Annotated in this window: 9 protein-coding genes and 1 pseudogene; 6 read left to right on the top strand and 4 right to left on the bottom strand. The window is 72.2% G+C overall.

Features of this window, described 5'->3' with window-relative positions; translation table 11 throughout:
* Nucleotides 1–33: 33 nt before the first annotated feature.
* Nucleotides 34–1044 (top strand): COX15/CtaA family protein, encoded by a 1011-nt coding sequence (locus tag ACGFQC_RS32285; RefSeq protein ID WP_363091188.1) that lies wholly within the window; start codon nucleotides 34–36, stop codon nucleotides 1042–1044.
* A 99-nt stretch (nucleotides 1045–1143) separates the two neighbouring features.
* Here ACGFQC_RS32285 and ACGFQC_RS32290 read toward each other — a convergent pair.
* The 4 genes and pseudogenes from ACGFQC_RS32290 to ACGFQC_RS32305 all read right to left on the bottom strand — a co-directional run.
* Nucleotides 1144–1881 (bottom strand): annotated as a pseudogene (locus ACGFQC_RS32290) (nucleotidyltransferase); the annotation flags it as partial.
* Between the two features lie 217 nt (nucleotides 1882–2098).
* Complete coding sequence (locus ACGFQC_RS32295) at nucleotides 2099–3205, bottom strand: amidohydrolase family protein (protein WP_363091189.1); 1107 nt, start codon at nucleotides 3203–3205, stop codon at nucleotides 2099–2101.
* Between the two features lie 79 nt (nucleotides 3206–3284).
* Entirely contained in the window at nucleotides 3285–3641 is a 357-nt protein-coding gene (locus tag ACGFQC_RS32300; RefSeq protein WP_363091190.1) for a hypothetical protein, read from the bottom strand.
* A gap of 122 nt (nucleotides 3642–3763) precedes the next feature.
* Nucleotides 3764–4732: a heme o synthase gene (locus ACGFQC_RS32305; protein WP_393289043.1), complete on the bottom strand. Its 969-nt coding sequence runs from the start codon at nucleotides 4730–4732 to the stop codon at nucleotides 3764–3766.
* Between the two features lie 420 nt (nucleotides 4733–5152).
* Here ACGFQC_RS32305 and tkt point away from each other — a divergent pair, with 420 nt between their 5' ends.
* The 5 genes from tkt to pgl are packed head-to-tail and all read left to right on the top strand — an operon-like array spanning nucleotide 5153 to nucleotide 11811.
* On the top strand, nucleotides 5153–7240 hold the full coding sequence (tkt, locus tag ACGFQC_RS32310; RefSeq protein ID WP_363091191.1) for a transketolase: 2088 nt from the start codon (nucleotides 5153–5155) through the stop codon (nucleotides 7238–7240).
* Between the two features lie 33 nt (nucleotides 7241–7273).
* Nucleotides 7274–8392, top strand: coding sequence for a transaldolase (gene tal, locus ACGFQC_RS32315; protein ID WP_363091192.1), 1119 nt, complete (start codon nucleotides 7274–7276; stop codon nucleotides 8390–8392).
* A gap of 4 nt (nucleotides 8393–8396) precedes the next feature.
* Nucleotides 8397–9920 (top strand): glucose-6-phosphate dehydrogenase, encoded by a 1524-nt coding sequence (gene zwf, locus ACGFQC_RS32320; protein ID WP_363091193.1) that lies wholly within the window; start codon nucleotides 8397–8399, stop codon nucleotides 9918–9920.
* Nucleotides 9917–11032 (top strand): glucose-6-phosphate dehydrogenase assembly protein OpcA, encoded by a 1116-nt coding sequence (opcA, locus tag ACGFQC_RS32325; RefSeq protein ID WP_363091194.1) that lies wholly within the window; start codon nucleotides 9917–9919, stop codon nucleotides 11030–11032. Before zwf ends, opcA begins: the two co-directional genes overlap by 4 nt.
* The gene (gene pgl / locus ACGFQC_RS32330; protein WP_363091195.1) at nucleotides 11029–11811 is read left to right on the top strand and encodes a 6-phosphogluconolactonase; all 783 of its coding nucleotides are present in this window, start codon (nucleotides 11029–11031) and stop codon (nucleotides 11809–11811) included. Before opcA ends, pgl begins: the two co-directional genes overlap by 4 nt.
* Nucleotides 11812–11966 lie beyond the last annotated feature (155 nt).

Here is an 11966-nt window from a genome sequence, read left to right on the forward strand (position 1 = left end):
CCTCGTGAAAGCGTGCACAAGCGGACCCTTACGATGGACGGCGTGCCGAACGTGACCCGCGCCGACGCCGTAGCGGCCGTGCGCAACCCCCTCGCCTTCATCGCCGCCCGCTGGACCCCCGATTCCCGGACGGTCCAGCGGGCGGCCCTCGCCGCGCTCGTGATGTCGGTGGTCATCGTGGTCACCGGTGGTGCCGTCCGGCTCACCGGCTCCGGCCTCGGCTGCCCGACCTGGCCGAAGTGCACCGCCGACTCGCTCACCTCGACCAGCGAGATGGGCCTCCACGGCGCCATCGAGTTCGGCAACCGCCTGCTGACGTACGTGCTGTGCGCCGCGGTGGGCTGGGCGATCGTCGCCGCCCGCTCGCAGAAGCCGTACCGGCGCGGGCTCGTCCGGCTGGGCTGGGCGCAGTTCTGGGTCGTGATGGGCAACGCCGTCCTCGGCGGGATCGTCGTGCTGGTGGGGCTGAACCCGTACACGGTCGCGGCCCACTTCCTGCTCTCCTCCGCGCTGATCGCGGTCGCCACGGTGATGTGGCAGCGCACCCGGGAGGGCGACGGGGCGCCCGGGCCGCTGGTCGGCCAGGCCGTGCGGCAGCTGGTGTGGTTCCTGGTCATCGCGTCCGTGCTGCTGATCGCGGTCGGCACGGTGGTCACCGGGGCCGGTCCGCACGCGGGCGACTCCAGCGAGGTCGCGCGCATGCCGCTGGACTGGGAGACCGTGTCCAAGCTGCACGCCGTGCTCGCCTGGATCGTGGTGACGCTGACCTTCGCCCTGTGGTTCGTCCTCAAGGCGGTCGACTCCCCCGAGGGCCCGCTGCACCGCACCCGCGAGCTCTTCCTGGTGCTCCTCGCCCAGGGCGTCATCGGCTACGTCCAGTACTTCACGGACCTCCCCGAGGTCCTGGTCGGCCTGCACATGCTCGGCTCCTGCCTGGTGTGGATCGCGGTCCTGCGCGTCCTGCTGTCCCTGCGCGAGCGCCCGGACACGGTGCTCGACGTGCCGGGACCGGCGGCGGAGGCGACCGTCGGCAGCCACGCCTGACGCCTCCCGGCACCCGCGCCTGGCGCCTCCCGGCACCCGCGCCTGACGCCTCCCGGCGTCCGTACGTGACCGCTGCCGGCCCGCGTCCCCGGCCCAGGCGTACGCCGCCACCAGGTCGTCGACCGCCGGTCCGAGCCAGTCGCGCACCGGCTCGGCCCTGCGGACCCGCCACCCCTTTCGGGAGGGAACGGGAGCGGGCCCGCCGTAGCGGCGCCGCCGGATGTCCTCGACGATCTCGGCGGACGCCCCGAGGCCGGGCAGCTCCTCCAGTGCCTCGCGCCTGGAGATCAGCCGCCCCTCCCGCAGCGTGACCGTCGCCCACGCGGAGGTCACCGGGCCCATGTCGACCCGGACGTCCCGCGTCCACAGGTGCGCCCTGTCCACGGCGGGCCGCCAGAAGTCCCGCTGGTCGGACACCACGAACTCCGCCGGCTCGCGGTCCGGCGCCTGCGGCAGCAGCTCGCCCGGGGCGCCGCCGTACCGGACCCGCCCGAAGACGTGCAGCTCGCGGCGGGTGACGGGGGAACCGGGCGGCACATCAGCTCCTGGTGCGCCAGGTCAGGTGCCGGTGCCCGGGGTCCGCGACCGTGGCCGGGGTCAGGTAGCTGCAGTGCAGCTTCGCCCCGAGTGGGCCGGCGCGCAGCCCCTGGCGCAGGACGCCCACCCGCCACACCGTGCCGGGCCGCACGGGTGCGGGCAGCACCGCGATCAGGTCCAGATCGCTGCGGCCCTCCTGGTGGTCGCCGCCGGCGAGCGAGCCGTGCCGCCCGACGGCGAGAGGGGTTCGAGGGGCTCCAGGGCGCCCAGGAAGCGGTCGAGCAGGGCTTCGGTCCACATCCGCCCGGTCCGGTACGGCATCCGCACCGTCCGGTACGACACGCACCGTCCGGTGGGGCACGCACCGTCCGGTGGGGCACGCACCGTCCGGTACGACACGCTCCGACCGGTGGGGCACGCACCGTCCGGTACGACACGCTCCGACCGGTGGGGCACGCACCGTCCGGTACGACACGCTCCGGCCGGTGGGGCACGCTCCGGCCGGTGGGGCCTTCGTTCATCCCAGCCCGTAGACCCGCCGCGCGTTACCCGCCGCGACCAGCCCCGCCACCCGCTGGGCGTCCGTGAGGGACCACGCGTCCTCCGCCACCCAGCCGCCGAGCACCCGCCCCAGGGCCTCGCGGAACAGCCGGGCACCCACGACGTGCAGCTCGGGCAGTCCGCGGGCCCCGCTGGAGAAGAGGATCTTGCCGAAGGGGGCCAGCTCCAGGATCTCGGCGAGGACCGTCGCCGCGCGGGCGCCGGTGCGGACGAGGGCCGCACCGGAGTCGGCGTAGACGTGCGGGAAGACACCGGCGAGATGGGCGGCCTGCCGGTGGTGGGGGTAGCCGTGCAGCAGCACCAGGTCGGTGCCGAGGCCGGCCGTGGCACGGACGAAGTCGGTCAGCAGGACGGGGTCGGTGCGCTCCCCGCGCAGGCCGGGTTCGCCGAGACCCGCGTGGAGCTGGAGCGGCCGCCCCGCGGCGACGGCGATCCACAGCAGGTGCCGCAGCAGCACGGGGTCGTTCACCTCCCCGCCGGCGCGGCGCCCCGCGAGCCAGCGGCCCGCCGCGCCCCGGACCTCGCCCGGTCCGGGCGGCTCGGGCGCGAGGGCGAGACCGTGGCGCGCGCCGGCCACCGAGGTGAAGGCCACGGCCGTCGCCGCGGCGCCGTGCACCGCTTCGGCGAGGTTGGCGAGGAAGGACTCGACGGTGCCGGAGGTGTCGGCGACCTGCTCGGCCAGCGGTTCCAGCCGGACGATCTCGCGGGCCTCGGCCTCACCCGCGGAGGCGATCTCGTCGGGGCCGGTGAGGTCGCCGGGCAGGCCGGTGTCGACGAGGTAGGTGGTGATGCCGCTGCCGCGCAGCAGTCGGCGGCCCGCCTCCAGCACGCCCAGTTCGCGGCGGCGGGCGAGGTAGCGGGCGGGCGGGCAGTGCGGTTCCAGGCCGAGCAGCGGGGGGCACCAGCGGCGCACCGCGAAGCCGGTCTGGGTGTCGAACAGGGTGGTGCCGGGCGCGGGCGGCCCCTCGGTGCGGGCCAGCTGGGCCTCGAAGGTGCCGAGGCCCAGCTCCGTCCTCAGAACGCCGTGGCAGTGCTGGTCCACCAGGGACGGTGTTTCGATCATCCGGGGCTCCCGCGGTTGGACCGTGTGCTCGATGTGCTCCTCACACGTCCTAACGGGTGAACCCGGCGTCAGGTGTTGCTCAGGTGTTGCTCGGGCCGCCGACCTGGATCCCGGCCATCCGGGTCCACTCGTACGGGCCGGTCGTCACCTTGGCGGCGAACTCGCCGTCGAAGTTCTCGTGGACGGTGATCCCGGACTTCTCGACCGCCTTGGCCGCGATCTCCACACTGGGCGCCACGAGGTCGCCCCAGCCGCCGTCCTCGCCGACGAGCACGATCCGGGCGCCGCGCTCGCCGAGGTGGGCGACCTGGCCCTCGGCGCCGCCGTGCGCCTGGGAGAAGGTGCTGATCCGCTTGGCGAGGCGGGCCGCCGCGCGCTCGGCCTTCGCGGCCCGCTTGGCGTCCGCGGTCTCGTCAACCTGCTTGGTGTCTGCCATGCCCAGGATGCTACCGACGGGTAGATCGAACGGCGACGGCCGGGGTGCGTGGCCTTGACCACGCACCCCGGCCGCCGGGCCGCTCAGGGGCTCTCAGGAAGGGGCCTCACCGGAAGGGGCCCTCACCGCAGGAAGGGGTCCACCGCGACCGCCACGAACAGCAGCGAGACGTAGGTGATGGACCAGTGGAACAGCCGCATCTCCTTGAGCTTGCCGCCCGTGGTCTCCGCCTTCGCGCGGTTCTGGAGGGAGTGCGCCTCCCACAGCCACCAGCCGCCGGCCGCGAGGGCGACCGTGGTGTAGAACCAGCCGGTGTAGCCGAGCGGGGTCAGCAGCAGCGAGACGGCGACCATCACCCAGCTGTAGATGACGATCTGCTTGGCGACCACCTTGTTGGAGGCGATGACCGGCAGCATCGGCACGCCCACGCGCGCGTAGTCCTCGCGCACCTTCATGGACAGCGGCCAGTAGTGCGGCGGGGTCCAGAAGAACATGACGAGGAAGAGGACGACCGGCGCCCACGAGAGGGAGTCGGTGACGGCGGACCAGCCGATCAGGACCGGCATGCAGCCGGCGATGCCGCCCCAGACGATGTTCTGCGAGGTACGGCGCTTGAGGAGCATCGTGTAGACGACGACGTAGAAGAGGAGCGCGCCGAGGGCCAGCCAGGCGGACAGCCAGTTGACGGTCAGGCCGAACAGGAGGGTCGATACGACCGCGAGGGTGATGCCGAAGGCGAGGCACTCGCGGGGGCTGACCATTCCGGTGACCAGCGGACGCTGCGAGGTGCGGTCCATCAGGGCGTCGATGTCGCGGTCGATGTACATGTTCAGCGCGTTGGCGCCGCCCGCCGAGAGATAGCCGCCCAGGCAGGTGAGCAGCACCAGACCGAGGTCCGGCACCCCCTGCTGGGCCAGGAACATCACCGGAACGGTGGTGATCAGCAGCAGCTCGATGATCCGCGGCTTGGTCAGCGCCACGAAGGCCATGACACGGGCCCCCACCGGCCGCCGACTCGGGCTCTGGCTCGTCCCGATAACCCCCGCTGGACGGGATTCAACGGCCGTCACGCACACCCCTGACAGAGACATCCCAGCGAGCCTCCCCGCCTGAAGTACGGGTAAAGGCTCGCGCGTACCACGCCACTGTAGACGTTGCCCATACCCCGGGCTTCGCGGGGGTGGGGTCGTGTTGGGGGGCCACGCCCGGCAGCCGTTCCGGCCCTCGTACGCGGGTGCGCTCATCTCTCGTACGCAGGTGCGCTCATCGATCGCGCGGAGGCTCGATTGAGCGGTCAGATGAGCGGCCCCGTATTCATGTGCCGAAGGCGGCTTCGGCCGGTCGGGAGGCGGATCCCCGGATGGCCCGGCAGTCTGGAACGACTCGAAAAAACGCACGTCCCCACGGGGGTAGGCTCGACGACGGCCGGTGGTTATCCAGTCACCGGCAGCCGGTGGGCGCGCGCCCGAAGCAACCGGTATTCGACATGTGGAGAGGAGCCCTGACCCAGGGTGAGCACCAAGCCGACCACCACAGACCTCGAGTGGACCGAGTTGGACCAGCGGGCCGTCGACACCGCCCGCGTCCTGGCCGCCGACGCCGTACAGAAGGTCGGCAACGGCCATCCCGGTACGGCGATGAGCCTGGCGCCTGCCGCGTACACCCTCTTCCAGAAGGTGATGCGGCACGACCCCGCCGACGCCGACTGGGTCGGCCGCGACCGCTTCGTGCTGTCCGCGGGCCACTCGTCCCTGACCCTCTACACCCAGCTGTACCTGGCCGGCTTCGGCCTGGAGCTGGACGACCTGAAGGCCTTCAGGACGTGGGGCTCGAAGACCCCCGGCCACCCGGAGTACGGGCACACCACGGGCGTCGAGACCACCACCGGTCCGCTGGGCCAGGGTGTGGCCAACGCGGTGGGCATGGCCATGGCCGCCCGCTACGAGCGCGGTCTGTTCGACCCGGAGGCGCCGCAGGGCGAGTCCCCCTTCGACCACTTCGTCTACTGCATCGCCGGTGACGGCTGCCTCCAGGAGGGCATCTCCGCCGAGGCGTCCTCGCTGGCCGGTCACCAGAAGCTCGGCAACCTGGTGCTGCTGTGGGACGACAACCACATCTCGATCGAGGGCGACACCGAGACGGCCGTCTCCGAGGACACGGTCAAGCGGTACGAGGCGTACGGCTGGCACGTGCAGCGGGTCGCCCCGAAGCCGGACGGCGACCTCGACCCGCACGCTCTCCACGACGCGATCGAGGCGGCGAAGCAGGTCACGGACCGCCCGTCGTTCATCGCGATGCGCTCGATCATCGCCTGGCCCGCCCCGAACGCGCAGAACACCGAGGCCGCGCACGGCTCGGCGCTCGGCGACGAGGAGGTCGCGGCCACCAAGCGCGTCCTGGGCTTCGACCCGGAGCAGTCCTTCGAGGTCGCGGACGAGGTCATCGCCCACACCCGGCAGGCCCTGGAGCGCGGTGCCCAGGCGAAGGCGGAGTGGGAGAAGTCCTACCAGCTGTGGCGGGACAACAACCCCGAGCGCGCGGCCGAGTACGACCGCGTCGCGGCGGCCGAGCTGCCGGCCGGCTGGGAGGAGCAGATCCCGGTCTTCGAGCCCGGCAAGGGCGTCGCCACCCGGGCCGCGTCCGGCAAGGTGCTCCAGGCGCTCGGCGCGGTGATCCCCGAGCTGTGGGGCGGTTCGGCCGACCTGGCCGGCTCGAACAACACGACGATCGACAAGACGTCGTCGTTCCTCCCGGCGGACAACCCGCTGCCGGAGGCGAGCCCGTACGGCCGCACGGTGCACTTCGGCATCCGCGAGCACTCGATGGCCGCGGAGATGAACGGCATCGCGCTGCACGGCAACACCCGCGTCTACGGCGGCACGTTCCTCGTGTTCTCCGACTACATGCGCAACGCGGTCCGGCTGTCGGCCCTGATGCACCTGCCGGTGACCTACGTGTGGACGCACGACTCCGTCGGTCTCGGCGAGGACGGTCCCACCCACCAGCCGGTCGAGCACCTGGCGTCGCTGCGCGCGATCCCCGGCCTGAACGTGGTCCGCCCCGCCGACGCCAACGAGACGGCGATCGCCTGGCGCGAGATCCTCAAGCGCTACACGAAGGTCTTCGGCAAGGGCGCCCCGCACGGCCTGGTCCTCACCCGCCAGGGCGTGCCGACGTACGAGCCGAACGAGGACGCGGCCAAGGGCGGCTACGTCCTGGTGGAGGCCTCCACCGGCACGCCCGAGCTGATCCTGATCGCGACCGGTTCCGAGGTGCACCTGGCCGTCGAGGCGCGCGAGCGGCTGGAGGCCGACGGCGTGCCGACGCGGGTGGTGTCCATGCCGTCCGTGGAGTGGTTCGAGGAGCAGGACCAGGGGTACCGGGACAGCGTGCTGCCGCCTTCCGTGAAGGCCCGGGTCGCCGTCGAGGCGGGTATCGGCCTCACCTGGCACCAGTACGTCGGGGACGCCGGCCGCATCGTTTCCCTGGAGCACTTCGGTGCCTCCGCCGACGGCAAGGTCCTCTTCCGCGAGTTCGGCTTCACTGCCGAGAACGTGGCCGACAAGGCCCGGGAATCCCTCGCGGCCGCCCAGCGCTGACGCCCGTACACGACCCGTAGGAGATGTAATTCCATGACAGACGCACTCAAGCGCCTCTCCGAGGAGGGCGTCGCGATCTGGCTGGACGACCTGTCGCGCAAGCGGATCACGTCCGGCAACCTCGCCGAGCTGATCGACCAGCAGCACGTCGTGGGCGTCACCACCAACCCGTCGATCTTCCAGAAGGCGATCTCGCAGGGCGACGGTTACGACCAGCAGCTCTCCGACCTCGCCGCCCGCAAGGTCACCGTCGAAGAGGCCATCCGCATGATCACGACGGCGGACGTCCGTGACGCCGCCGACATCCTGCGCCCGGTCTTCGACGCCACCGGCGGCCAGGACGGCCGGGTGTCGATCGAGGTCGACCCACGTCTCGCCCACAACACCAAGGCGACGGTCGCCGAGGCCAGGCAGCTGGCCTGGCTGGTCGACCGCCCCAACACGCTGATCAAGATCCCGGCCACGATGGGCGGCCTGCCGGCCATCACCGAGGTCGTCGGCCTGGGCATCAGCGTCAACGTCACGCTGATCTTCTCCCTGGAGCGCTACCGCCAGGTCATGGACGCGTACCTGGCCGGCCTGGAGAAGGCCAGGGAGCGCGGTCTGGACCTGTCCCTGATCCACTCGGTGGCGTCCTTCTTCGTGTCCCGCGTGGACACCGAGATCGACAAGCGGCTCGACGCGCTCGGCACCGACGAGGCCAAGGCCGCCCGCGGCAAGGCCGGCGTGGCCAACGCCCGGCTCGCCTACCAGGCGTACGAGGAGGTCTTCGCGGGCGAGCGCTGGAGCGCCCTGGAGAAGGCGGGCGCGAACAAGCAGCGTGCCCTGTGGGCGTCCACCGGCGTGAAGGACCCGGCGTACCGCGACACGATGTACGTCGTCGACCTGGTCGCGCCGAACACGGTGAACACCATGCCCGAGGCGACCCTGTTCGCCACCGAGGACCACGGCGAGGTCACCGGCGACACCGTGGCCGGCACCTACGAGCAGGCCCGCGCCGACCTCGACGCGGTCGAGAAGCTCGGGATCTCGTACGACGACGTGGTGCAGCTCCTGGAAGACGAGGGCGTCGAGAAGTTCGAGGCGTCCTGGAACGACCTGCTCAAGTCGACCGAGGCGGAGCTCCAGCGCCTCGCCCCTTCGGAGGGCTGAGAATTTGTCGAGCAGCAATCCGCTGCGTGACCCCGCAGACCGACGGCTCCCGCGTATCGCGGGGCCGTCGGGTCTGGTCATCTTCGGTGTCACGGGCGATTTGTCACGGAAGAAGCTGATGCCCGCGGTGTACGACCTCGCCAACCGGGGTCTGCTGCCGCCGGGCTTCTCGCTGGTCGGGTTCGCCCGCCGCGAATGGGCCCACGAGGACTTCGCCCAGGAAGTCCACGACGCGGTGAAGGAGCACGCCCGCACCCCCTTCCGCGAGGAGGTCTGGCAGCAGCTCATCCAGGGCATGCGCTTCGTGCAGGGCACCTTCGACGACGACGACGCCTTCGAGCGGCTGCGCTCGACGATCGACGAACTCGACAAGGCACAGGGCACGGGCGGCAACTTCGCCTTCTACCTGTCGGTGCCCCCGGGCGCCTTCCCGGTGGTCATCCAGCAGCTGAAGAAGCACCAGCTGGCCGACCAGTCGAAGGGTTCGTGGCGGCGCGCGGTCATCGAGAAGCCGTTCGGCCACGACCTGAGGTCGGCCGAGGAACTCAACGCGATCGTCCACGAGGTCTTCGCCCCGGACCAGGTCTTCCGCATCGACCACTACCTGGGCAAGGAGACCGTCCAGAACATCCTGGCGCTGCGCTTCGCCAACACGATGTTCGAGCCGATCTGGAACCGGTCCTTCGTCGACCACGTGCAGATCACGATGGCCGAGGACATCGGCATCGGCGGCCGGGCCGGCTACTACGACGGCATCGGCGCCGCCCGGGACGTCATCCAGAACCACCTCCTGCAGCTGATGGCGCTGACCGCGATGGAGGAGCCCGCCTCCTTCGACGCGGACGCGCTCGCCGCGGAGAAGACCAAGGTCCTCGGTGCCGTCCGGCTGCCGAAGGACCTGGGCCGCGACACGGTGCGCGGTCAGTACGCGGCCGGCTGGCAGGGCGGCGAGAAGGCGGTCGGCTACCTCCAGGAGGAGGGCATCGACCCCAAGTCGAAGACCGACACCTACGCGGCCATCAAGCTGGAGGTGGACAACCGCCGCTGGGCGGGCGTCCCCTTCTACCTGCGCACCGGCAAGCGCCTGGGCCGCCGCGTCACCGAGATCGCGGTCGTCTTCCAGCGCGCCCCGCACTCGCCCTTCGACCACACGGCGACGGAGGAGCTGGGCAAGAACGCGATCGTCATCCGGGTCCAGCCCGACGAGGGCGTCACCGTCCGCTTCGGCTCCAAGGTCCCCGGCACCTCCATGGAGATCCGGGACGTGTCGATGGACTTCGCGTACGGCGAGTCCTTCACGGAGTCCAGCCCGGAGGCGTACGAGCGCCTCATCCTGGACGTGCTGCTCGGCGACTCGAACCTCTTCCCGCGCACCGAGGAGGTCGAGCTGTCCTGGAAGATCCTCGACCCGATCGAGCAGTACTGGGACGCCAACGGCACGCCGGCCCAGTACCTGGCCGGTACCTGGGGCCCCGTCGAGGCGGACGAGATGCTCGAACGAGACGGACGGAGCTGGCGCCGGCCATGAAGATAGACCTCACGGACACCACGGCCAGCAAGATCAACAAGGCGCTGGTGCAGGGGCGGCGGGCCATCGGCACGCCGGCCGTGGGCATGGTGCTCACGCTGGTCATCGTCACGGACGAGGAGAACGCGTACGACGCGCTCAAGGCCGCGGGCGACGCGTCGCGCGAGCACCCCTCGCGCACGCTCGTGGTGATCAAGCGTGTCTCCCGTTCCCCGCGCGACCGCACCCAGTCCCGCCTGGACGCCGAGGTGCGGGTGGGCGCGGACGCGGGCACCGGCGAGACGGTCATCCTGCGCCTGTACGGCGAGGTGGCCGACCACGCGCAGTCGGTCGTGCTGCCGCTGCTGCTGCCGGACGCGCCCGTGGTCGCCTGGTGGCCGGTGAACGCGCCGCTCGACCCGGCCGCCGACCCGCTCGGCGCGCTGGCCCAGCGCCGCGTCACCGACACCTACGCCGCCGAGCAGCCGGTGCGGGATCTGACGGCCCGTTCCGAGACCTACGCCCCCGGTGACACCGACCTGTCGTGGACCCGCATCACGCCCTGGCGTTCGATGCTGGCCGCGGCTCTCGACCAGGTCACCTGCGAGGTCGAGTCGGTCGAGGTGGAGGGCGAGGAGTTCAACCCGAGCTGCGAGCTGCTGGCGATGTGGCTCGGCGACCGGCTGGGCGTGCCCGTCCAGCGGTCGCTGTCCGGCGGGCCGGGCCTCACGGCCGTACGGCTGTCGACGTCCTGCGGCCCGATCGTGCTGGACCGGGCCGACGGCTCGCTGGCCACGCTGTCCATCGACGGGCAGCCCGACCGTGCGGTGGCGCTCAAGCGCCGGGACACGGCGGAGCTGATCGCCGAGGAGCTGCGGCGGCTCGACCCGGACGACACCTACGCGTCGGCACTGCGGTTCGGGGTGGAGCGGTTGCACACCTCGGACGACGGGGGTGACCGGGTGGCCGGGGGTTCCGCCGTGGCGGAACCGACGGTCGACGCTCCGGAAGCCGTCGCCAAAGGAGAACCAGGAGAACCGGTCGCGGTCCCCACTCCCCTCGAAGTGGCCGCGAAAGCACCCGCGGGGGAAGCGACGGCGCAGGCCCCGGTGAAGAAGGCGGCCGCGAAGTGAGCACGCCCCAGCTCGTCGTGCACCGCGACAAGGATCTGATGGCCCGGGCCGCCGCGGCCCGTCTCATCACGAAGATCGTGGACGCGCAGGCCTCCCGGGGCCACGCGTCCGTGGTCCTCACCGGCGGCCGCAACGGCAACGGCCTGCTGGCCGCGCTGGCGGCGGCCCCCGCCCGCGACGCCGTGGACTGGGGCCGGCTCGACCTGTGGTGGGGCGACGAGCGGTTCCTGCCCGAGGGCGACCCGGACCGCAATGTCACGCAGGCCCGCGAGGCCCTGCTGGACTCGGTGCCCCTGGACCCGGAGCGCGTGCACGCCATGCCCGCGTCGGACGGCCCCCACGGCACCGACGTGGAGGAGGCCGCGGCCGGCTACGCGGAGGAGCTGGCCCGCGCGGCCGGTCCGGAGAACCACGGCCGCGTGCCCGGCTTCGACGTCCTGATGCTGGGCGTCGGCCCGGACACCCACGTGGCCTCGCTCTTCCCCGAGCTGCCGGCCGTGCGGGAGACCGAGCGCACGGTGGTCGGCGTGCGCGGCGCGCCCAAGCCGCCGCCGACCCGCACCACCCTCACCCTTCCGGCGATCCGGTCGGCGCGTGAGGTGTGGCTGCTGGCGGCGGGCGAGGACAAGGCGCAGGCGGTGGCCATCGCCCTGTCGGGCGCGGGCGAGATCCAGGCCCCGGCGGCCGGTGCGCGGGGCCGCGCCCGCACCCTGTGGCTGCTGGACGCGGCGGCGGCGTCGCAACTGCCGCGCTCGCTGTATCCGCCGGCTTCGCCCTGAGACGAGTGGGGGGGGGGGGGGGGGGGGGGGGGGGGGGGGGGCCCCCCCCCCCCCCCCCCCGCGGTCCCGTGACCCACCCGCACGTAGAGCCCGCTCACCCCGCGGCGCACTCCGCGCAGGTGCCGAAGATCTCCACCGTGTGGGCCACGTTCACG

The sequence above is a fragment of the Streptomyces sp. NPDC048734 genome (assembly GCF_043198675.1).
Lineage (GTDB): Bacteria > Actinomycetota > Actinomycetes > Streptomycetales > Streptomycetaceae > Streptomyces.